This is a genomic window from Bowdeniella nasicola, from assembly GCF_900107735.1.
GTDB classification, from domain to species: domain Bacteria; phylum Actinomycetota; class Actinomycetes; order Actinomycetales; family Actinomycetaceae; genus Bowdeniella; species Bowdeniella massiliensis.
This window is the reverse complement of record NZ_FNQV01000008.1, coordinates 1-21,407: the sequence shown is the minus strand read 5'-3', so window position 1 is coordinate 21,407 and position 21,407 is coordinate 1. Positions and strand designations below refer to the sequence as shown.

The 21,407-nt window shown below is 62.9% G+C and carries 16 protein-coding genes and 2 pseudogenes; 8 read left to right on the top strand and 10 right to left on the bottom strand.

Features of this window, described 5'->3' with window-relative positions; translation table 11 throughout:
* The first annotated feature begins 38 nt into the window (after window positions 1-38).
* The gene (locus tag BLU67_RS07040) at window positions 39-647 is read left to right on the top strand and encodes a TetR/AcrR family transcriptional regulator (RefSeq protein WP_143027366.1); all 609 of its coding nucleotides are present in this window, start codon (window positions 39-41) and stop codon (window positions 645-647) included.
* Here BLU67_RS07040 and pepN read toward each other — a convergent pair.
* Together pepN and BLU67_RS07030 are read right to left on the bottom strand one after the other, a co-directional pair.
* Window positions 644-3,229, bottom strand: a complete 2,586-nt coding sequence (gene pepN / locus BLU67_RS07035) for an aminopeptidase N (protein WP_092564224.1) — start codon at window positions 3,227-3,229, stop codon at window positions 644-646. The genes BLU67_RS07040 and pepN overlap by 4 nt on opposite strands.
* Window positions 3,230-3,242: 13 nt before the next feature.
* On the bottom strand, window positions 3,243-4,514 hold the full coding sequence (locus tag BLU67_RS07030) for a cation:proton antiporter (protein WP_092564221.1): 1,272 nt from the start codon (window positions 4,512-4,514) through the stop codon (window positions 3,243-3,245).
* A 115-nt stretch (window positions 4,515-4,629) separates the two neighbouring features.
* Between BLU67_RS07030 and BLU67_RS07025 the strand changes: the two genes are divergently transcribed.
* A complete protein-coding gene (locus BLU67_RS07025; protein WP_092564218.1) occupies window positions 4,630-5,607 on the top strand; it encodes a DUF2891 family protein in 978 nt (325 codons plus the stop codon).
* A 1-nt stretch (window position 5,608) separates the two neighbouring features.
* On the opposite strand, the gene BLU67_RS07020 is transcribed toward BLU67_RS07025, so the two are convergent.
* From BLU67_RS07020 to hutH, 6 genes are read right to left on the bottom strand one after another with little or no spacing between them, the layout of a single operon-like run.
* Complete coding sequence (locus BLU67_RS07020; RefSeq protein ID WP_092564215.1) at window positions 5,609-6,841, bottom strand: dicarboxylate/amino acid:cation symporter; 1,233 nt, start codon at window positions 6,839-6,841, stop codon at window positions 5,609-5,611.
* The gene (gene hutI / locus BLU67_RS07015; RefSeq protein WP_092564212.1) at window positions 6,838-8,013 is read right to left on the bottom strand and encodes an imidazolonepropionase; all 1,176 of its coding nucleotides are present in this window, start codon (window positions 8,011-8,013) and stop codon (window positions 6,838-6,840) included. Before hutI ends, BLU67_RS07020 begins: the two co-directional genes overlap by 4 nt.
* Entirely contained in the window at window positions 7,998-9,326 is a 1,329-nt protein-coding gene (locus tag BLU67_RS07010) for a formimidoylglutamate deiminase (protein WP_092564208.1), read from the bottom strand. Before BLU67_RS07010 ends, hutI begins: the two co-directional genes overlap by 16 nt.
* Window positions 9,323-10,513, bottom strand: a complete 1,191-nt coding sequence (locus BLU67_RS07005; protein ID WP_092564205.1) for an allantoate amidohydrolase — start codon at window positions 10,511-10,513, stop codon at window positions 9,323-9,325. Before BLU67_RS07005 ends, BLU67_RS07010 begins: the two co-directional genes overlap by 4 nt.
* Window positions 10,500-12,167: a urocanate hydratase gene (locus BLU67_RS07000; protein WP_092564202.1), complete on the bottom strand. Its 1,668-nt coding sequence runs from the start codon at window positions 12,165-12,167 to the stop codon at window positions 10,500-10,502. Before BLU67_RS07000 ends, BLU67_RS07005 begins: the two co-directional genes overlap by 14 nt.
* Window positions 12,164-13,690, bottom strand: coding sequence for a histidine ammonia-lyase (gene hutH, locus BLU67_RS06995; protein WP_092564199.1), 1,527 nt, complete (start codon window positions 13,688-13,690; stop codon window positions 12,164-12,166). Before hutH ends, BLU67_RS07000 begins: the two co-directional genes overlap by 4 nt.
* Window positions 13,691-13,943: 253 nt before the next feature.
* Between hutH and erm the strand changes: the two are divergent.
* The 4 genes and pseudogenes from erm (at window position 13,944) to BLU67_RS06975 (ending at window position 18,518) form a co-directional block, all read left to right on the top strand.
* A pseudogene (gene erm, locus BLU67_RS12690) lies at window positions 13,944-14,698 on the top strand (23S ribosomal RNA methyltransferase Erm).
* A gap of 213 nt (window positions 14,699-14,911) precedes the next feature.
* Window positions 14,912-15,550 (top strand): TetR/AcrR family transcriptional regulator, encoded by a 639-nt coding sequence (locus tag BLU67_RS06985; RefSeq protein ID WP_176780729.1) that lies wholly within the window; start codon window positions 14,912-14,914, stop codon window positions 15,548-15,550.
* A complete protein-coding gene (locus BLU67_RS06980) occupies window positions 15,547-16,341 on the top strand; it encodes an ATP-binding cassette domain-containing protein (RefSeq protein WP_092564193.1) in 795 nt (264 codons plus the stop codon). The genes BLU67_RS06985 and BLU67_RS06980 overlap by 4 nt, the downstream gene beginning before the upstream one ends.
* Window positions 16,338-18,518: a YhgE/Pip family protein gene (locus BLU67_RS06975; protein ID WP_092564190.1), complete on the top strand. Its 2,181-nt coding sequence runs from the start codon at window positions 16,338-16,340 to the stop codon at window positions 18,516-18,518. The genes BLU67_RS06980 and BLU67_RS06975 overlap by 4 nt, the downstream gene beginning before the upstream one ends.
* On the opposite strand, the gene BLU67_RS06970 is transcribed toward BLU67_RS06975, so the two are convergent.
* Window positions 18,515-19,477: an ornithine cyclodeaminase family protein gene (locus BLU67_RS06970; protein ID WP_092564187.1), complete on the bottom strand. Its 963-nt coding sequence runs from the start codon at window positions 19,475-19,477 to the stop codon at window positions 18,515-18,517. The two genes, BLU67_RS06975 and BLU67_RS06970, sit on opposite strands and share 4 nt — an antisense overlap.
* Window positions 19,478-19,626: 149 nt before the next feature.
* The gene (locus BLU67_RS06965; protein WP_143027364.1) at window positions 19,627-20,139 is read right to left on the bottom strand and encodes a hypothetical protein; all 513 of its coding nucleotides are present in this window, start codon (window positions 20,137-20,139) and stop codon (window positions 19,627-19,629) included.
* Between the two features lie 356 nt (window positions 20,140-20,495).
* On the opposite strand from BLU67_RS06965, the gene BLU67_RS06960 reads away from it, so the two are divergent.
* Together BLU67_RS06960 and BLU67_RS06955 are read left to right on the top strand one after the other, a co-directional pair.
* On the top strand, window positions 20,496-21,131 hold the full coding sequence (locus BLU67_RS06960) for a hypothetical protein (protein WP_092564181.1): 636 nt from the start codon (window positions 20,496-20,498) through the stop codon (window positions 21,129-21,131).
* An 11-nt stretch (window positions 21,132-21,142) separates the two neighbouring features.
* A pseudogene (locus tag BLU67_RS06955) lies at window positions 21,143-21,407 on the top strand (IS256 family transposase); the annotation flags it as partial.

Sequence of the window (21,407 nt, the reverse complement as noted above, 5' to 3'; positions counted from 1 at the left end):
TGCACCATTAGAACCAAGCAAATGGAAAAGGAGGTGCCATGGACCCCCGATCAATGCGGAGCCGCCAGCTCTTGCGCGATGCCCTAGCCAGCACGCTCGACAAACTTCCTTTTGAACACATCACGGTCGTGTTGTTGACGAAGCGCGCGGGAGTCAATCGTTCCACTTTTTATCAGCATTACGCTACGCCGGATGATCTGCTCATCGATCTCGTCAACTGTCGGCTCGATGACACTGGTCTTTCGGAGGTGGATCCGCGAGAGCTCGATATGCGTTCCGACGATATCCCCGACTTTGTCTCAAAGTTGATGGATTTCATTGAGCGAGCCCGACCAGCATATGTTTCGCAGTTTAGTTCGGCGGCGCGCAATACGGTCTCAATGCAATTTTGTGATCACCTCACGACAGTTTTCTATCACGTCACCAGGACAAAGACCCCGCATGCCTCTGAACGCATGATGATGGTCAACGCCGCGGCACTTGCTGGCGCCCTGACAGGAGTCTTTTCCTCGTGGCTCAAATCCGAGGACCCCATGCCGCCGGCAGACCTTGAGGCCTGGGTCTGGCGGATGATCCGGCTATCCCTGCTTGCAGTGGAGCGCCGCGAAATGACGGGCGATTTTCGCCCGAGCCCGATAACAATCTAGGACGCTGCGGCCTGCGCTCGAAGGGCCCGTAGCACTCCGTCGCGGCCTTCAACGATACGACGTTTCAGCGCCTTGGGAGCATCATCTGCTTGTCCGAGCCAGCGATCCGTCGCCCGCACTACCGGATGAGCAGTGGGGTCCGGGGTGCCCGTGGCCCCGTCTGGGCAGTCTCCGATTTCCACCTGCGAGGGGTACATCCCGACTGCGATCCGCTCCGCCATCTGCTGGGAGCGCGAAGTCCATGCCTCCTGAATGTTTTCGAAGTAGCCGGCGACCACATCGATATCGGTGCGGCGAGTGGCGGACTTGAACCCGGCGATATGGGCATCGAGCATTTCGTTCGAGAGCTCGGAGTTCCAGATCTCCTGCCACGTGCGCTCCCCTACCGCGGGGGCGGGCAGGGAGGACATGGCTTGCGCCGCCATGACGGCAGCAAAGCCCGAAGCATCATGCTTCTTGGCCGCGTCGATATCCGCAGCATCAGCGCCGCCACTTGACGCCAAGGCAATGATGGCCGCCCACGTCAGGTCACGCGCGGATTCCAGCCCATCGATGGCGCCATCACGGATGAGGCCGAGTCGCTCAATCGTTTCGGTCGTGGCGGCCTCATCGCTAGCTGCCCGAGCGAATGCGAGGGCCCACAGCCGGCGTCGTCCCGGATCCGAGTCCTGGTGGATTTCCTGCCAGGTTCGATCTCGTACCTCTGCAAGGACGGCTTGCCGCTGCTCGCTTGGTACATAGGAACGCCACGCGAGGGTCGCTTGCTGCAGCAATGCCGAGAGCACTCCCTGCTTTTCCGCGCTTCCGTGGGTGAGCACGGCGGTGATGAACGAGCTGGCCTGAAGGAGCGCATCACGGGTATCGGTCCACAGCGCCGACCAGATGACTGCGCGGGTCACGGGATCGGAGATGCTCGCAAGGTGATCGAGCAGCACTGCTCGGCTGGCGTCATCGAGGCGCACAACGGCGTAGGTGAGGTCTGAATCGTTAATGACGGTGACGTCGGTAGACAGCGGCGGATCGAATTCGACCGCCTGATTGGTCAGGTCAATGCTGCGCTGTTCCACCCGCTGCAGGCCGCCATTGTCGAGCCGGTAACTGCCGACCATGAGCCGGTGCGGCCGCGTGAGGGCGGCATGGCTGAGCGCATCCTGAGAATCCTGCACAAGCGTCGTGCGATCGTCATTCAGGCTGAGGATCGAGGGGCCGGAGGTTTGCAGCCACGCCTTGGTCCATTCGCTCATATCGCGCCCGCTGGCCTCCCCCAGCGCGCTCAACAGATCCTCGGCAGTCGTCGCACCGAAGGCGTGATCGGCAAAATAGCGGCGTGCCGTCTCAACGAAAGTGTCTTCTCCGACGTAGGCCACGAGTTGCTTGAGGACCGCAGCACCCTTGGCGTAGGTGATGCCATCGAAATTCTGGGTCGCGGCGGCGACATCGGGAATGTCGGCGGCGATGGGGTGGGTGGTGGGCAGCAGGTCCTGGTTGTAGGCCCACGCCTTCCGGCCCGAGGCGAAGGTCGCCCAGGCATCGGTGTGCTCGGTCGCGGCGGCAAGTGCTGCGGTGCCTTCGTGGTCGGCGAAGGACTCCTTTAGCCATAGGTCATCCCACCACTTGGGGGTGACGAGGTCGCCGAACCACATGTGGCACATTTCGTGCAGGATCGTATTGCCGCGGGCGGCACGCTGCGCGATCGTGGGAGTTCCCTGCGGGATGTAGTGCTCGTTGAAGGTCACACAGCCCGGGTTCTCCATCGCGCCGAGGTTGTATTCGGGCACGAAGACCTGGTCGTACTTGCCCCAGGGATAGGCGTATTGGTAGCGCTCATGGAAGAACGTCAGCCCGGCCGACGTGATGGCAAAAACGTCGTCGGAATCGAATCGATCGGCAAGGGCAGTCCGGCAGTAGGCGGTCAGCGGGATTTCCAGCTGGACGTCGCGTCCGCCGACGTGTTCCGGGTAGGTCCCGCGCCACGTCGGGCCCTCCACCTTGTAGTAGGGGCCTGCGATGATAGCGGTGAGGTAACTCGAGAGCAGCGGGGTCGGCTGGAAGATGTGACGTTTCGCGTCGGGCATGAGGTCTTCAACGCTTGCCTCAGCCTGGTTGGACAGGACTGTGAAGTCCTCGGGTGCATCGACGATGAAGGTCCAGTGCGCCTTGAGGTCGGGCTGATCGAAACAGGCGTAGACGCGGTGGGCGTCCATCGGCTCGTACTGGGTGTAGAGGTAGACCCGCCCGTCCTCCGGATCACGGTAGCGGTGCAGGCCCTCCCCCGAGCTCGAGTACCGGCAACGCGCCATGATGCGCACGTCCACCGGGCGGCCGGTGGGGACGTTTTCGATGATGATGCGTCCCGGACGTACTTCGGCGTCCGCGCCCTTGCCATCGACCTCGATCGCCAAGACTTCGTCGGCAACGAGATCGAACATGACGCGAGGTTCAGTTGTGGTGAAGCGAGCTTGCGTCGTCGAACTGAACGTCGGCGAATCGCCCTTGGCATCCGTCACGGAGACGTGAACGGTGTAGGAAATGTCGGACAGCGCTGCACTGCGAGCGCGGGCTTCGGCGCGGGTCAAGCTCATCACAGCGACAAGGCTATCGTGTTCCCGCCTCACCTTCCCTCCCAGTAGCCTTCTCGATCACGAGCGCGCTGCCGCCGATATCCTCCGGATCATCGGGATCCAGATCCGAGGTGCGGGTGCGCGATTGCGTGATAGCAGCAAGCAGGGGCATGAGGAGCACGGAGCAGGCCCCCGCCAGGATCAGCACCGACTGGGTGGTCGTTGACATTGCCTTCGCGCCGACGGCCACGTGCGTGACCGCCACGATGATCGGTAGCGCGGTCGTCGAATACAGCCCGATTCGGGCCCGCTCGCCGAGCGTGAGGGGAAGGTGTCCCGGACGCTGACCGCGGGTGGATAGGAACACCGGAAGCCCGCGTACCACGAGGAGCGCCACGAGGAAGAACAGCAGCGAGGTCGGCTGCTGAGCGACCGCCGCGACGTCGATGCCCATTCCGGAGACGACGAAGAACAGCGGGATGAAGAAACCGTAGGCAAGCCCGTCGAGTTTTTGGTCGAGTTCGTGGCGGCCTGAGGGCAGGAGCTGACGCACGATGATGCCGGCAGCAAATGCGCCAAGAACGAGGTCGAGGTCGAACTGGACGGCCAAAGTCGTGAGTGCCACGAGCAGAACAACCGTGACGCGAACCGTCGTCTGGGCGGTGCCTTCGGCCTTCATATGGATGACGTCGACGACCTTCAGGCCCCAGCTGCGAGCTTTCTTCGGAATGATGAACAGCAACGTCGCGCTGAGCGCGAAGATCACCAGCACCCCGAGCGAGGAGACGATCGAAGTCGAGGACAGCAAGACCGCGATGGCGATGATCGGGAACAGTTCGCCGATCGTCCCGTGGGTCATGACGATGCGCCCCACCGCGGTATTCGCGATACCGCGTTCCTTCAAAATCGGCAGCAATGTTCCCAGCGCGGTTGAGGTCATGGCGATCGCTACGGCAATGACCTCCATCGATCCGAGCGGCTTATCGAGCCGGAGGCCGACAACCGCAAAGGCGAGACCGAAGGAGATCAGCCAGGCTGCCGAGGCTCGCATGCCGTGGCCGGAGCGCAGGTCATCGAGGTCGACTTCGTAGCCCGCTAGCAGGAACAGGAAGGCAAGTCCCAGCTCGGAAAGCATGTGAACTTCGGGGCCGAGTTGTGCCCAGCCAAAGCCATGCGGCCCGATGAGGAGTCCGAACAGGATCAGCAGCACGGCCTCGGGCACGACCCGATTGGGGATGATGTGAGCGATGAGAGGAGCAACCAGCGAAATGAGGGTGATTGCCAGCAAGGAGGTAAAAACCTCCATAGCGACCTCCAGGTAACGGGGGCAAGGTCCGAAGAAGACTAGCAAAGCTCGTTCGCGCTTGCGCCCCACGCGCACGGGATATGGATCACGTTTGCATTCGCGACATACTTAGACCATGCTCGCCCACCCCAACGCTCCGGCGTTCGCCGGCGCCATCACCTCGAATCTGTCGACGTCACTGCCCTACCACGATCCCCACTTCCATCAGGAACCTGGCGGTCATGACCCGCACCTCGCGCATCCGGCTTTTGGAAACAGCTACGACTGGCATTCATCGGTGAACTCGACCTGGGCAGCCCTGCGGCTGCGGCAGCTAGTACCTGAAAGCGAAAGCCTCGATGCCGTACTCGCCACCAACCTCACCGCCGAGAACATTGTGACCGAACGCGAGTATTTTCAGGCCAATCCCGGCTATGAGCGTCCCTACGGATGGGCCTGGTTTCTCCTGGTCTACGCCGAAGCCGATCGTGAACTGCGCGAGATCCTTCGTCCACTCGCCGAGCTCCTTATCACGCGCTCGAGCGAGTTTTTCTCCCAGCTATTGGCCCCCATTACTCACGGGGTGCACTCCAATACGGCCTTTGCGGCCACGCTCATGGCCGACGCTGCCGCGAGAATCAATGACGATCCGCTCACGGATGCTGCTCGCCAACTCGGGAGTGTCATTCAGCGGCGCGTGCGGGATTGGTTCTTGGGTCTTACTAACTGGCCGGCCGACTTCGAGAGATCCGGCCACGACTTCCTCTCCCCCGGTCTCACGATCAGCGAAGCGGTCATCGCGTGCCTACCGTCCGACGAAGCATTGGACTTCATCGCAGCCTTCCTGCCAGGCCTAGATAATCGCCACGTCCTCGCTAAGCCCGTTGATACCCGCGGCTCCCGCGACGCCCAACAGGTGCACTGGCACGGATTGAACCTGTCACGGGCAGGCCAACTGTGGCGGATCGCGGGCCTCATGGGGGCCGCCGGTGGCAGCCTGCGCGAAGCCGCCGATCACCTCTTTGCAGCAAGCCTTACAGAGGTGACCGGCGACAATTATGCCTCAACGCACTGGTTGCCCAGCTTCGCGCTGCGTGCGTTTGAGTTTCGCTAGCCTAGGCCTCCTCGCGACCATCGAGTGAATCCTCTGCCGGATCTAACACGACAGGCTGCGGGGTGCCGAAGCGACCAGCGCTGAGTTTGTCGACGATCGCGGCGATCGCGCCATCACCGGTGACGTTCGTGGCGGTACCGAAGCTGTCGATCGCGATATAGGTCGCGATCATAAGCCCGACCTCGGGCTCGCTGAAGCCGAGCATCGAGGTCAGCAGACCGGATGCCGCAACGATCGCGCCGCCCGGAACGCCGGGCGCCGCGACCATCGTGATGCCCAGCATGAAGATGAAGCCGACCATCAGCCCGATATTGATCGGGATTCCGGAGATGTACATGATGGCGAGCGCGAAGCTCGTGATCTTCAGCGTCGAACCGGCCAGGTGCACGGTGGCGCACAGCGGAATCACGAAGGATGCGACGGGCTCGCTGACGCCCATCTTCATGGCCTGGCGTAACGTCACCGGGATTGTCGCCGCCGAAGATGACGTACCAAGCGCGGTGGCATAGGCCGGCAGCATCGTCTTGAGCATCGTGAACGGGTTGGTCTTGTTCATCGCGCCCGCGATCGAGAACTGAACGAGCAACACCACGAGGGTCAGTAGGAAGACGACGACGATGATCGAGAGGAACGTACCGATAACGCGGAAGACCTCACCCGCCACCGTCATGTTCAAAATGATGCCGAAGATGTAGATCGGCAGCAGCGGGATGATGATCGTCGAGATGACCTTATTGATAATCTCGCGGAACTCAATCGCCGCCTGGAACAGGGTACGTCCGCGCGTGATCGTCAGGCCCACGCCCAGCACGAAGGCGAGAATGAGGGCCGTCATGACGCCGAAGATCGGCGGCATCTCGATGGTGAAGAAGGGCGCCAGCAGCGCATCTTCGGGGTTGCCCTGATCTTCGACAGTGCCGCGCGAGAGGATATAGGGGTAGATGACGAGACCCACGAGAAGCGCGAGGAAACCGGCGAACAGGGTCGAAAGGTAGGCAAGGCCCGCCGTGATCCCGAGCCATTTGCCCGCGCCACGGCCGAGGGAAGCGATCGCGGGGGTAATGAGACCAACGATGATGAGCGGGATGGCAAAACTCAGGAATTGACCAAAGACGACGTTGAAGGTCACGAAGATTCGCGTCAACCAATCCGGCGCGATCAGACCAATGAGGATGCCCGCCACGATCGCGATACCGATCCGTGGCAGCAGGCCAATCCTAAAACCTTTGCTCATGCGTTCACTCCTTCAATAGTGGTGATCGGGGATACCAGCGGCACCCCGATTTGATAGGCGAGGTGTTCGTAATGGGGGGCGTCAAGGACGTTGAGGTGAGCCTTGGCGCCGAGGGTGATGGAGCCAATATTGCCGCGTCGCAAGGCTGCGGCGCCACCTCGTGTCGCGGCGAGGAGCGCCTCGGCCACCGTCATCCCCATCTCGCGGACCGCGAGCTGGATCATGAGCGGCATGGAGGAGGAATAGCAGGTGCCCGGATTGCAATCGGAGGCGAGGGCTACGCTGACGCCGGCGTCCAGTAGCCGGCGCGCGTCCGGATAGGGCTGCCGGGTGGAAAACTCGACGCCCGGCAGCAGTGTCGCGACCGTCGTGTCCCGAGAATCGGCAAGGGCCGACAGGTCCGCATCGGAGATGAAGGTGCAGTGGTCGACGCTCGCGGCCTGCATCTCGCAGGCGAGCTGGATGCCGGGGCCGTAACCGAGCTGGTTGCCGTGCAGCCGCGGGGTCAGGCCCGCACCGATCCCAGCGCGCAGCACCTCCTCGGATTCCTCGCCCGTAAACGCGTGCGGCGAATGCGGCTCACAAAAGACGTCAACGAACCGCGCGTGCGGTGCGCACGCGGCGAGCATCTCGCCGGTGACGAGATCGAGATAGTCGCGCCGGTCGCTGCCGCTGGGGACGACGTGCGCGCCAAGGTAGGTCGTCTCCTCGGTGACCTCGCGCGCCAGGCGTAGCAGGCGCGCTTCCGTTTCCGTCTCGAGGCCATAGCCGGATTTGATCTCGATCGTGTGGCTGCCAAGTGCGCGAGCGGCAGTAAGTCGCTGGTGCAGCAGGGCGCGCAGCTCATCATCGCTTGCGGCGCGAGTTGCCGCGACCGTCGTCGCGATGCCGCCGCCGTCATAGGGAGTGCCGGTCATGCGGGCCGCGAACTCGGAAGCGCGATCGCCGGCGAAGATGAGGTGGCTGTGGGAGTCGACGAAACCGGGTAGGACGCAGCGGCCTTCGACATCGATCGCGCCGTCGGCCTCGGGGGCGCGGGCGGCAGGTCCGATCCAGGTGATCACGCCGTCCTCGGCGATCACGGCGGCATCGCGCAGGAGGCCGAGCGGATCGTCCGGCTCGCCATCGCAGGTGACGAGTTGGGAGATTCCGGTGACTAGGGTGCTTGCCATAGCTCCTCCAGGGCGCAGCTCAGGAGCTCGCCAACGTCACCGAGCTCGTGGCGGGATTCGGATACGACGTGGCGCGCTCGGACAACGACGTCGGTCACGTCAGCGGCGCTCGCGGCCATAACTATCCCGGCCCCGGTGGCGCCGGCCGTGCGCGCCGAGGCGTCGTCGATTGCGATGAGATCGGCGGGCGCGCCGCGGCGCAGGCCCATCACTGGCTCGCCGATGCACGGGCCGAAGCTCGCGATGTCTAGCAGGCGGGCGGGGCTGAAGTGACCGCGCTCGTGGCTGGCGAGGCGTTCGTGGCCCTCCAGCGCCTGCAGTTCGGAAAACGGATCGATCACGGCGTGCTGGTCGGATCCGATGGCGAGCGGCACTCCAGCCGCGGCGAGCGCGGCCGCGGGACCGATGCCATCGGCGAGGTCGCGTTCCGTCGTCGGACAGAAGATCACGCTCGCGCCGGTGTTCGCCAGCAGCTCGATATCGCCCTCAGATAAGTGCGTGCCGTGGACGATGCTCGTGCGCGAGGTGAGCAGACCCGTGTCGGCCAGGAGCTCGATTGGGCTCATCCCGGTGAGTTCGCGGCAGGCGGTTACCTCGACGAGCTGTTCGCTCGCGTGGACGTGCACCAGGCTCTCGAGTTCACCCGCAAGAGCTGCGAGCTCGCGCAGCTCGCCTGGGGTGAGGGCACGCACCGAGTGGGCGGCGAGCGCGAAGGTGGCCTGGCCTTCGGCTTCCTCGCGCAGCCGCGCGGTGCGGGCGGCGAAGGCGGCAACGCTGCCGTCGCTAAAGCGGCGCTGCAACGGGTCGAGCTCGAGGTGGGAGCCCGCGTCGATGCCGCCTCGCAGGTAGCACACGTCGATCAGGGTGAGCGCGATTCCGGCATCGGAGGCTGCGGCAATGAGGGCCTTGGCCATAGCGTTCGGGTCGTCGTAGCGCTCGCCGCCGGGCGCATGGTGGACATAGTGGAACTCGGCGACGGCGCTGTAGCCGGCGGCGACCATCTCGGCGTAGGTGGCACGCGCGAGGCGGTAGTAGCGTTCCGGGTCCAATCGCGCCGCGGCCTCGTACATGACCTCGCGCCATGTCCAAAACGTGCCGCCGCCCTCGTGGGTGCGCCCGCGCAGGGCGCGGTGGAAGGCATGCGAATGGGCGTTGGTTGCGGCGGGCAGGATGATGCCGGGTAGGCGAATATCCTCGCCGCGCGCCGGCGCGTTCGTCTCGATCTTCTCCCAGCGCCCGCCGACCGCCGTGAGTCGCACGTCGCTCGCGAGCTCGCCATCGACGAGGGCGCGGGAGGCCGCATACGTCGTCATGGCAGCTGCTCGGCGGTGGCGAGAAACTCGAGGCAGTCCGCCAGGGCCAGCACGCCTGCTTCGCAGTCGGTGAGCTCCGCGTGCTCGTGCGGCGAATGCGACACGCCCGTCGGATTGCGCACGAACAGCATCGTCGCCGGCACTCCCGCATCGGCGAGGATTCCCGCGTCGTGTCCGGCGCCCGTGGCGAGCAAGGGGGCATGGCAGCGTTCGGCGAGCGCGTGGGAAAGGCCGGGATGGAAACTCGTCTCGGGCGTGAGCGAGATGCGGTGCACGTCGCCACCCTCGCTGCTCGCAGCCTGGGTGATGCGCGCGATGACGTCATCGAGCTTGGCCATGGTCTCGGCGCGCGCGTCGATGAAGAGCTCGACGCCCGAGGGGATCGCGTTGATGGCGCCGGGCGAGACGTCGAGGGCGCCGACGGTCGCGAGCGTACCGGTTTGTTCGGCGGCCTCTCGCACCGCGAGGATGATGCGCGCGGCCTTGATGAGTGCGTCATCGCGGTCGGCTAGCCGGGTGGTGCCCGCGTGGTCGGCGACGCCGCTCAGCTGCAGGCGCCAGCGGCCGTGCGGCCAGATCGCCGAGGCGACGGCGATGGCCTGATCCCCCATCGTCGCGAGGTTGCGGCCCTGCTCGATGTGCAGCTCGACGTAGGCGCCGATGCGCGAAACGAGCTCCGGATCCGCGGCAAGCTCCGCGCCGTCGAGCGCGTCGGCTAGGCGCGTTCCGGCAGGGTCTTTCAGCTCGCCGACGGTCTCCGCGTCGACGGCACCCGTGAGCACACGCGAGCCGCGGCAGGCCAGCGGGAAGCGCCCGCCTTCCTCCTCGGTGAAGCTCACGACTGCGATGGGACGACGCGGCGTGATGCCGCGGCCGCGCAATTCGTCGATCGCCAGGAGTGCGGAGAGCACGCCGAGGGGGCCATCGAAGGCGCCGCCGTCGGGCACCGAGTCGAGGTGGGAGCCGGTCACGACGGCGGGCCCGTCGCCCTCCTGCCACCAGCCCCACTGGTTGCCGGCGGTATCGACCTCATAACGCAGTCCGCGGCTGGTGACCTCGGCGGCGAAGAACTCGCGCAGTTCCTCGTCTTCGGGTGTGAGGGCAAAGCGGCGATAGCCGCCCTGCTCGGTGCGGCCGATCGCTTCGATGCGAGCGAAGAGTTCGGCGAGCGAATCAGCGATGCTCATCGGTGCCGTCCATCGGGATTCTCAGGCCCTGCTCGCGAGCGACGGCGCGGGCGCCCTCGTACCCCGCATCGGCGTGCCGCAGCACGCCCAGGGCGGGATCGTTGGTGAGGACCCGCGCGAGCTTTTGCGCCGCGAGTTCGGTGCCATCGGCGAGCGAAACCTGCCCGGCGTGGATCGCGCGTCCCATCCCGACGCCCCCGCCGTGATGGATCGAGACCCACGTGGCGCCCGAGGATGCGGCGGTCAGCGCGTTCAGCAGCGGCCAGTCGGCGATCGCATCCGACCCGTCCTTCATCGCCTCGGTCTCGCGGTAAGGCGAGGCAACCGAGCCGGTATCGAGGTGATCCCGGCCGATGACGATCGGCGCTTTCAGGCTGCCGTCGGCGACGAGCTGGTTGAAGACCTCACCGGCCTTGTCACGCTCGCCCTGGCCGAGCCAGCAAATGCGGGCCGGCAGCCCCTGGAATGCGATCTCCTTTTGGGCGCCGCGAATCCAGGTGTGCAGGCGCTCGTTGTCGGGAAACAGCTTGAGCACGGCCTCATCGGTCACGGCGATATCCTGCGGATCTCCCGACAGCGCCGCCCATCTGAAGGGCCCCTTGCCCTCACAAAACAGCGGCCGGATATAGGCGGGCACAAAGCCCGGGAAGTCAAAGGCGCGATCGAATCCGCCCTGGCGTGCCTCATCGCGAATGGAGTTGCCGTAATCAAACACCTCGGCGCCGCGGTCCATAAAGCCCACCATCGCCTCAACGTGGCGCGCCATCGACTCTCTCGCCCGCGCCGTAAAGCCCTCCGGATCCCGCGCGGCCGCATCAGCCCAGTCGGCCAGGTCGATGCCTATCGGAAGGTAGCTCAGCGGGTCGTGCGCGCTCGTCTGGTCGGTCACGATGTCGACCTCGACGTCGCGTCGCAGGATCTCAGGCAGCAGCTCGGCGGCGTTGCCAACGAGCCCGACGCTCAACGCGCGCCGCTCCTGCTTCGCCAGGCGAACGCGCTGCAGCGCATCGTCGAGGTTATCGGCGACCTCATCGAGGTAGCGGTGCTCCACGCGCCGGTGCAGGCGGTGCGGGTCGACGTCGATGATGAGACAGACGCCGCCGTTGAGCGTGACAGCCAGCGGCTGCGCGCCGCCCATGCCGCCGCAACCCGCCGTCAGCGTCAGGGTCCCGGCAAGGGTTCCCCCAAAACGCTTATCGGCGATCGCAGCAAACGTCTCGAAGGTACCCTGCACGATGCCCTGCGTGCCGATGTAGATCCACGAGCCGGCCGTCATCTGGCCGAACATCGTCAGTCCCATCGCCTCCAGCCGCCGAAACTCGGGCCACGTCGCCCAATCCCCGACGAGGTTCGAGTTCGCGATGAGCACGCGCGGGGCCCATTCGTGCGTCTGCAATACGCCGACGGGCTTTCCCGACTGGACGAGCATCGTCTCGTCTTCACGCAGATCGCGCAGCGTCGCCACCATCGCGTCAAAGGCCTGCCAGCTGCGTGCGGCGCGGCCGGTGCCGCCATAGACGACGAGGTCATCGGGGCGCTCGGCGACCTCGGGATCGAGGTTGTTCATCAGCATGCGCAGCGGCGCTTCGGTGCTCCAGGAGCGGGCAGTCAAATCGGTGCCGCGCGGGGCGGCGACGGGGCGGGGCGAGCTCATATATTCTCCTTGCGTCCGGCCGCGAGTGCGGCTCCGCTCGCCACGAGGGTGACGGCGATATCAATGTCATGAGAAAGGAATCGATCGGGCCCAGGTCCCGCCACTCCGGCGGTTGCAAGGGCGTCGATGACGCGGCTGGCCGACGGGGAGGGGGCAAGCGGCGCCCGCAGCTGCAGGCCGCGGGCAGCGCACAGGATCTCGATCCCAATGACGCGCGTGAGGCCATCGATCACCCGACGCAGCTTGCGTCCGGCGGCCCAGCCCATCGAGACGTGGTCTTCTTGCATCGCCGAGGACGGAATCGAATCGACAGAGGCGGGCGCGGCCAGGCGCTTGAGTTCGGAGACGATACCCGCTGAGGTGTACTGGGCGATCATCATCCCGGAATCGACCCCGACCTCGTGCGCGAGGAAGGGTGGCAGGCCGTGACTGCGCTTGGTATCGAGCAGGCGGTCGGTTCGCCGCTCGCAGATCGAGGCCAGATCGGCGCACGCGATAGCAAGGAAGTCGAGGATATATCCGACTGGCGCGCCGTGGAAATTGCCGTTGGAGGCGATCTGCCCGTCGTAAATCACCGGGTTATCGATCGCGGCCGACAGCTCCCGCGTCGCGATCGTGGTAGCGAAGTCGAGCGTGTCACGCGCGGCGCCCGTCACCTGGGGAGCGCATCGCAGCGAATAGGCGTCTTGAACGATCCCATCGTCGATGTCCTTATGCGAGGCGCGAATCTCGCTATCGGCCATGAACTCGGTGATCTGCGCCGCGGACTTTTGCTGCCCCACCTGGGGGCGCAGCGCTATGAGCTCGGGGGCGAATGCCGCATCGGTACCGAGCAGTGCGTCAACACTCATTGCCGTCGCGAGGTCCGCGGTATCGAGCAGGACGCGGAGGTCAGCGATCGCGAGGCACGCCATGGCGAGCATGCCATCGGTGCCATTGATGAGCGCGAGGCCCTCCTTCTCGGTTAGCTCCACGGCAGCGATACCGCACTCGGCGAGTGCGTCGGCCGCGCTCAGCTCCGCGCCATTGAGCCGAACCCGCCCCTCCCCCATGAGCGCAAGCGCGCAGTGCGCGAGCGGCGATAGATCACCGGAGCAGCCGAGCGATCCATACTCCTGCACGACGGGGACGATGCCGGCGTTTAAGACATCGATATAGGTCTGCAGCGTCTCGGGCCGGATGCCCGTGTAGCCGGTCGCAAGCGACTGGATGCGGATCGCCATCATGGCGCGCGTAACCTCGTCTTCGACCTCTTGGCCGCTGCCGGCGGCATGCGAGCGGACGAGCGAACGCTGCAGCTGCGCGCGGCGATCTGGCGGAATATGAGTGGTCGCAAGGGCACCGAATCCCGTGGAGACGCCATAGTGCGGCGTATCGGATCCGGCAAGGGTGTCGACGACGGTGCGGGCCTCGCGCACTCGCTGCCATGCGGCAGCAGATAGGTCTAAAAGTGCGCCATGCCGAGCAATGACGACGACGTCATCGATCGTTAGCGGCTCATCGCCGATGATGATTCGTGGCATGTGCCTAGTTAAACAGACAATGTGTCCGGCAGCACAATTGCCTCGGCTTGTGAGGGGTTCTACCCGCGACTCTCCTCGGGGCGCCAGCATCTATCGTGGCCGACATGTTGTACTCCGGCATCGCCTCAATGCGCTTGAAGATCCGCTAACGGCGGCGAGCACTCTCTTTCTTTCTCTTCTGCTCCCCGTCTCGGTATCCAAGCCGGGCGGTGTCTTTGCCAGCCCGGCTCCCACATACGCTTCGGAGCCCAACATGCCACGTTATTCTGCTGGCCGTCATGAGCATGGCCAGAACTATCTCACGGATCACGCCGTAATCCGTCGGATCATCCACCTCGTCCACGCTACTGACGGTCCGATCTTTGAAATTGGTCCCGGACGCGGCGCGATCACGCTGCCCCTGGCGAGGTTCGACCGGCCGCTAACAGCCGTCGACATCGATGCGGCCAACGTCCGGGAGCTACGACGCATCGTGCCCGGTGACGTTACGGTCATCCACCACGACTTCCTTGCCTTTCACCTTCCCCAACGTCCCCACGTCATTGTCGGGAACCTGCCATTCCACCTCACCACCGCGATGTTGCGCAAAGTGTTGCACTCCTCTGGGTGGAGCGAGGCAATCCTTCTCATGCAATGGGAGGTCGCTCGTCGGCGGGCGCGAGCATGATGACTGTCCAATGGGAGCCGTGCTTCGACTTCACACTGGACAACAAGGTGCCAGCCGAGGCCTTTGTGCCGCGGCCCAGTGTCGATGGTGGCTTACTGCGTATGAAGCGACGCGATCACCCGTTGCTGCCACTGAACCAGCGCAAACCGTACCAAGGCCTCGTTCATCGGGTCTTTACCGCCAAGGGACGCGGGCTTGGCGAGATCCTCGAGCGCAGCCGGGCGTTACCGAACAACCATACGGCGACCACATTCCTCGCGAGGCACAACCTGCGGCGAACCTCCCTGCCCAAGGACATGCCTGCCCGCGCCTGGGTAGAACTGTACGGAAATCGTCATTGAACGAGCGCTCGTTTTGTCTCCATGACGCAGCGGGTCTCTGGCGCGCACTGTTATACAGCCGCATCGGTCGTGATCGCCCATCGAACCGTTGAGAATTCGAAGAGAATATCGCCCCGCGCTGGTTGTGACACAGCTCGCCCACTTCACCACTTGTCGGCAGCGGGCAGCCGACGCAGACTAGATACCGGCGGTATTGAATACCGCCGGTATCGTATGAAAGGTGGCGTGATGCCTGAACAAGCACCCGTGGTTGGCAGTCGGCCTAAGAAGGCGGATGTGCGACACGCGATCCTCGCCGCGGCTGAGTCCTCCTTCCTCGAATTGGGTTATGACGCCACCTCGTTGAACCACATTGCACGGTCCGCGGGATACACAAAAGGCGCCATTTACTCGAATTTTGGATCGAAGCTTGAGTTGTTCCATACCGTCTATCAGCGCCGAATCGCTAACGGTCAGGATCTGGTGATGCGCGTCGTCGAGCGCGCATTTGCTGAAACTGAAACGAAGGATGAACTGCTGGATGTCCTGTCGCATCGAGTTTCTGAGGCGTTGCCAGAACTTGCGCCCTGGCAGCTGGCGCTCAGTGAACTGCGTTCTCACGTGGGCCGAGACGAGGCCGCCGCGACCACCTATGGACAGCTCTACGCCGATCGCGTCACGGCCTTCACCCAAGCGTGCAAGACTCACCCCGCTATTGCCGCCGCGGGTGAGCACCGTATCCATGTGTTGGCAGTTTCCATGCTCGCGCTCATCAACGTCATTGCCCTGGAGCTTTCCACTGGCACCGCAATCTTGACCGAGGATGTTTTGTCCGATGTCTTCCGGCAGAACCTCCAGGGAGTCCTGTCATGACCGAATCGCAGTCGCTAATTCAAGCCCGCGCACTGAGCGCCACTGCTCAGCAGGGCACCATCTTTGGCCCCCTCGATCTTACCGTTGAGGCAGGCGACCTGGTGATCGTTCACGGTGCGCGGGGATCTGGCAAATCTGCACTCCTGCTTGCACTCGCCGGACGGTTTCGACCGCTTTCTGGCTCGCTTTACATCAACGGCATCGACGCAATTGCTGACCCATACGCGGCAATCGTCCATTCCTCCGTGGCGCGCCTCGGCAACTATGTCGCGCCCGAGGACCGCTTGACGATAAGCGAGTCAATTGCAGAGCGCGCCTACTTAGATGGCATTTCCATCGCCGCGGCCGAGGACCGCGCAAACGACATTGAGCAGTTGCTGGGCTATTGCGTTGACCGCAACGTGGAAATCGAACAGTTGGACCCGCTCACGCGCGTTGTTGTCTCTGCTGGGCTCGCCATGCTCCGCCCGACGAGCGTTGTTGTCATCGACGACGTCGATATGGTCGTGCCGCACTCACGCCAATTTGAGATGTTTGAGTGCCTTGCCCGTCTCACCGAGCTGGACGGTTGCGCGATCATTACCTCCGCCATCGATGCAGACACCGCGCCAGCTGGCAGCATCCGAATTCGGCTCGGCCATAAGGCCGTGCCCTACGTCGCCGCGATACATGACACTCCCGTTGATATCGAGACGGTTGACGCCGACCCAGACAGTCCTGATGATCCCGACGCGGATCAACCAGTGGACGAAACCATCATCACTCGCACGACCTCACAGCACGGCTCATGACACATCTTTCTCGTTACCTCACCTACGAATTTCGCCGATTTAAGGGCCTGTCGCGCCTCGCCCTCATCTTTATTCTGTTGATTCCGCTGCTGTATGGCGGCATCTATCTGCACGCGAACTGGGATCTCTACGCTCATATCGACAACATCAAAGTTGCGGTCGTTAACAAGGACAAGCCCGCAACATTCAATGACAAGACCATCTCCGCGGGAAAAGAGTTTGAAGCTGCACTGCGTTCAAACCCCGTTTTTGACTGGCAGTTTCTCGGAACCGACCAAACGCGAGCCGAAGAGGGGCTCACAGCCGGCGAGTACTTCATGGTTGTCACCGTGCCTGAGAATTTCTCTTCAAATCTCGTGAGTGCCGGTGCCTTCGATCCCAAACGCGCCACCATCACTCTTCATCGTGATGACGCAAACGGCTTCATTATCGGAACGTTGACCGGAAAAGCCGACGACACCCTTTCTAAGACGCTGGATTCCACCGTCTCTGCAGCCTACTTCAACGCGCTCTTCACCAACCTGGACACCATTAAGTCAGGTATGCAAGCCGCCGCGGATGGTTCTGCGCAACTCGATTCTGGCCTCAGTCAAGTCAAGAACGGCGTTCATCAACTGAACGAAGCCGTTACGGACATCGACACCGGATCTATGCAGAGCGAAATTGACCGACTCAATTCGGGGCTAAGCGCTCTCGACTCGGCAGCAACTGGAGTAAGTGATGCGGGGCGAAGTTTCCGAGCGGCAGGTCGCGAGCTAGCTGGTGTGGGGCCTACGGTAAATCTCGGGGCATCGAACATCAAGAATTCACTGGCTCCAATCAAGAACTATTTCGACACCACGCTGCCAGATTTGCAGGACAAAGCCGTCAGTCTCGCGAATATCGATATTGATCTCCTCACGGGAGCTGATGGCGGCCTCATCGCTAATTCCCACAAGCACCTCTCGGCCTCCAGGGATCTCGTCGTCAAACTGCGTCAGAATCCAGCCCTAGCGGAGGACCCCGATTTCATCGCGAGCATCGAAAGAGAAATCGCAGCGTCACTCGAAAGTCAAAGCACCGTCACCACCAAGCTGGCGGGCCACGCAAAACTCAGTGCCGACCTTTCTGTGGGGCTGGATCCAGCGCTGCTGGCATCGTCTGCTAACGCTTTGAATGCGGCCTCATCGACGCTGACAGACTCCGCTGCGGCGTTAGATCGTGCAGGAAAGAACCTCAATGAGGGCCTGGATGCTATCGATGGCACTTCAGCGGAAGTTAATAGTGCTCTGAGTGACGTTCGTTCCGCATCTTCCGCTTTCTTGTCCAAGGCCCCACAGCTCGTCAGCGGAGTCCTCCAGCTTTCAGATGCACTCGGACGGCTCGACACTGCCGTTCCTCAGCTATCAGATGGCGCTCACGAACTAGCGACAAAGTTGGCCGATGGCGTGCAGCAGCTGCCAGATCTCAGCGAGGACGAGCGGACAAACCTGGCTACCATTATGTCCTCCCCCGTAGATGTGGAGCAGGTCGTTACTCACGATGCCCAGACGTACGGACGCGGACTGGCTCCCATGTTCTTTTCCATCGCGTTGTGGATCGCCGCAGTTTCGACCTTCCTCGTGGTCCGTACAATTTCCGGTCGGGCTCTTTCCTCTCGTGCGCGCCCAGCTCGACTCGCCTTTTTCGGCTTCGGACCCGTCGGCGCAATCGCGCTCATGGGAGGCCTGATTATGGGACTTGGAGTATGGGCACTGCTTGGTTTGGATCCGGTGCATCCGATCCTGTATTTGCTACTGATCGCCGTAACGTCGCTATCCTTTATGGCGCTCGGATACTGGATTCGGCTCTTACTTGGCTCTCCCCAAACTGCGCTTTTCTTGGTCTTGCTGATCTTACAGTTGCCGGCATCAGGCGGGACATTCCCACCGCAAATGCTTGGCCCGTTCTACCAATTCATCGCGAAGATCTCCCCCATGAAATACAGCGTGGACGCATTCCGCGTTGCGATCTCGGGCGGTGCAATGTCGACGTATTGGTTCTCGTTGGGAATATTAGCTGCGATTCTTGCAGGCTCCCTCGTCATTACCTGGTACCTGGTGAAGAAACGCCAAATCTTCCGGATGCGCGACCTGCACCCGCCGATGGTGACTTCGACCTCCACCGCAGATTACGCATTTTCCGTCAGGCCGCGTTAAGGAAACTCGACGAGGGTTCCAATATTGCGCTCTTCGGCGCGCTGCAAGCAGAGGCTCGCAATCGCGACATCTTCCAGGGCCAGCCCGAGGTTCATGACGCAAATGCGGCCGTCAGGGGGCAAGCTGAGGGACCGGGTGATGAGCTGCGCGCTCTCGCCATCCGGGTCTTTCAGTTCGCCAAAGTTATCCCCGCGAGCTGCGACATTGGTGTACTGGTCGATGTCATCGACGACGAATAGCGCGGAGTCGTTGATGGCACGCGGTGACAGAGCGTCGTCATAGTCGACGGGTAGCAAGATGGCGTTCGGGTCCGCCGTATCGCAATCCAGCCGAGGCTCCAGGGCGCGAGTCACGGTCGTGATGATGAGGTCGGCGTCCTGAACGGCGGCCTCGGGGCCTTCGGCGACGTGCGTCTCTCGCTCGCCGGCACCTGCGAGCACGGCCGCGGCCTTATCTGGCGTGCGATCGTAGATCGTCACGTGTTCGATCGATGGGCAGGTATGCAGCGCGGCGGCGAGGTGGCCGCGGGCCTGAACTCCCGCCCCGATGATCGCGAGGCGACGCACGGATCGATTAAGCGCACGCAGGACGGCTGCGGAAACGGCCGGGGTGCGAATGTCGGTGAGCCAACCACCATCAAGCAGCGCGATCGGGCGCCCCGTCGCGGCGTCATTCAGGATCATCGAGCCATAGATATAGGGCAGACCCTCCGCTTTATTGCTATCCACGCCGGACACCCACTTCAGTCCCACCTGGTCGCTGCCGCCAAGGTAAGCCGGCATCGCATTAAAGAAGGAGTCCGGCCGGCTTGCTACCTTAGGCTTTGCCGGATTTTGGACCTGCCCCTTCAATTTCTGTGTGAACGCATCATCGATCGCGTCCATGAGGTCATCCCACCCAAGGTCCAAACTTTCAAGGTGCTGACGGTTCAAGATTCGCAGGTGGGATGTCTCAGTCATATCCCTACCGTAGGGCCGCACCGCACCTCTCGCGCGTCAAAGCGGGCGGTCGCGATGGGCCAAATAAAAACCTTGCACCCCGACAGGCCGCCGCCTAACGTGGCCCACATGTTGTACTCCGGCATCGCCTCGATGCGCTTGAAGAGCCGCTAACGGCGGCGAGCACTCTTCTCTATTCTCGTGCCATTGCCGTACACGTAGACTCCGTGACCCGTGGCCTGCTCGACGCCGACACTGAAGATCACGAGCTCGGCCACATCAGACGCATGGATCGCGCTCCCGCGGAGCGCCCGAAAGTCGACCCCTTCGATGCTCAAGAGGTCGATATTCTCGGCGATGATCGCCCGATGCGCACCGGCGTTTCCGTCGACAGCAGCCCCGTTCACGCCCTGAATGAACAGGCCATCCGTGATCTGCGGCAGGTCAGCTTCCAACACGATCGGCGCGTTAATTGTGATGGTGTCAAACCCCGGCGTCGCGTTCGCGTCCTCGATAGCCTGAATCAACTCCGCACCGGTCGTCACCGTAACCTCAGTTGCCCAGGCGGGTGACGGGGAAAGAGCCCCTGCAATCATCGCGCCTGCCGCAGCAATGCTGAGCCCAGATGCCTGTTTCCTTCGTTTACGACGTCGTGGGCGCTGCTGCCTGTCAGACGTGGTCATCAGTTACCTTCCAATCGCTGGTGGGTGCAGTCCTCATGAATGGCCGAGCACGGATACGATCCGACACGGCACCGCCCACAACGTAGCGCTGGGGATTTCAATAATCGTGAAAGCCAACTTTCACGAGAAGGCTCGGGCGAGGTGACAGAAGACTCTCATCGGGGTTCTTAACCTCATGGAGTATGAGCTTCTCCGTAGTGTCACTGCTGCACTGCTCCGCTGCAGAGTCGACAGCGCGAGCAGAGGATCTCGCTGCATCGCTCGCTCGGCTTCCGCCACATGAGCACGCAGAGCGATCCCGACTTCAAGCGCTCCGTGCGTGTGCGCTGTATGGCGTCGACCTTGTATCCGCTCGGATGGCGGCAAAGACCGCCTACTCGGAGACGCAGGAAGCGGGGGACGATCCGTCGATCGCGTGGGCTCTGCTGGCCGACTGCGTCGCGCCCGCGCTCGACTCGTCGATCGACCGGCGCTTGAAGAACTGCCGGGAGGCGCTGCGTATTGCGCAGAACAGTGGTGAACGCGAGCTCATCTCCGGCGCATACTTCCTCCTCCTGGCGGAGCTCGCGGAGAGCGGGACAGTAACAGAACTCGACCGCGTCCTGAACCCCAGTGGAGCATTGTTGACGGCGATCCCGTGGTTGGAAGACGAAGAGGTGACAGGGTGGTTTCGATGCCTGCGCGCCATCATCGACGGGCAACTGAACCGATCTGAAGCCATCATCGACGCAGGACTGAGCCGCACAGACGGCATCGGAGGAAGCAGGACGCGAAGCCTCTTGCTCGGGCAACTCGCCATCGTTCGGTGGATACAGGGTCGTAGCAGAGAGCTGGAAGCCCTCGTCCTCAGCAGCCGTCAGAACGCCCCGAACGAGGCCATCTGGATCGTGCTGCTGGCATGGGTATGGGTACAGCAGGGACGACGCATCGCAGCAGGGGCGCTACTGGGGGTGTCAAATAGTTTGTGTAAGCCGTGTCGGAAGGAACGGTGATTATCATGACTATGTTCGATAAATCTTTGCCGGGTAGGCCTTCGGGTCAGGACCTGGTTGATCAGCTCAAAGCTTCGGGGCAGCTTGATGCCTTGTTCGCTCAGATCGATGCGGGGGAGGTGGAGCTGACTGGTGATGGTGGTTTCGTGCCTGCCCTGGTTAAAGCAGCTCTTGAACGTGGCCTGCAAGCGGAGCTGACGAGCCACCTGGGGTACGAGAAAGGCGCAGCTGACGCGGCAGCGCACGCGAATTCGCGTAACGGTACGACTTCGAAAA

Excerpts from the sequence above, each read along its gene's own strand:
- hutI (WP_092564212.1), bottom strand. The coding sequence starts at position 8,013 with ATGGCAAGCACCCTAGTCACCGGAATCTCCCAACTCGTCACCTGCGAT.
- BLU67_RS07030 (WP_092564221.1), bottom strand. The coding sequence starts at position 4,514 with ATGGAGGTTTTTACCTCCTTGCTGGCAATCACCCTCATTTCGCTGGTT.
- BLU67_RS06960 (WP_092564181.1), top strand. The coding sequence starts at position 20,496 with ATGGCGGCAAAGACCGCCTACTCGGAGACGCAGGAAGCGGGGGACGAT.
- BLU67_RS07040 (WP_143027366.1), top strand. The coding sequence starts at position 39 with ATGGACCCCCGATCAATGCGGAGCCGCCAGCTCTTGCGCGATGCCCTA.
- BLU67_RS07000 (WP_092564202.1), bottom strand. The coding sequence starts at position 12,167 with ATGAGCTCGCCCCGCCCCGTCGCCGCCCCGCGCGGCACCGATTTGACT.
- BLU67_RS07025 (WP_092564218.1), top strand. The coding sequence starts at position 4,630 with ATGCTCGCCCACCCCAACGCTCCGGCGTTCGCCGGCGCCATCACCTCG.
- BLU67_RS06970 (WP_092564187.1), bottom strand. The coding sequence starts at position 19,477 with ATGACTGAGACATCCCACCTGCGAATCTTGAACCGTCAGCACCTTGAA.
- hutH (WP_092564199.1), bottom strand. The coding sequence starts at position 13,690 with ATGCCACGAATCATCATCGGCGATGAGCCGCTAACGATCGATGACGTC.
- BLU67_RS06980 (WP_092564193.1), top strand. The coding sequence starts at position 15,547 with ATGACCGAATCGCAGTCGCTAATTCAAGCCCGCGCACTGAGCGCCACT.
- BLU67_RS07010 (WP_092564208.1), bottom strand. The coding sequence starts at position 9,326 with ATGACGACGTATGCGGCCTCCCGCGCCCTCGTCGATGGCGAGCTCGCG.
- BLU67_RS07005 (WP_092564205.1), bottom strand. The coding sequence starts at position 10,513 with ATGAGCATCGCTGATTCGCTCGCCGAACTCTTCGCTCGCATCGAAGCG.
- BLU67_RS06965 (WP_143027364.1), bottom strand. The coding sequence starts at position 20,139 with ATGACCACGTCTGACAGGCAGCAGCGCCCACGACGTCGTAAACGAAGG.
- BLU67_RS06985 (WP_176780729.1), top strand. The coding sequence starts at position 14,912 with ATGAAAGGTGGCGTGATGCCTGAACAAGCACCCGTGGTTGGCAGTCGG.
- BLU67_RS06975 (WP_092564190.1), top strand. The coding sequence starts at position 16,338 with ATGACACATCTTTCTCGTTACCTCACCTACGAATTTCGCCGATTTAAG.
- BLU67_RS07020 (WP_092564215.1), bottom strand. The coding sequence starts at position 6,841 with ATGAGCAAAGGTTTTAGGATTGGCCTGCTGCCACGGATCGGTATCGCG.
- pepN (WP_092564224.1), bottom strand. The coding sequence starts at position 3,229 with ATGAGCTTGACCCGCGCCGAAGCCCGCGCTCGCAGTGCAGCGCTGTCC.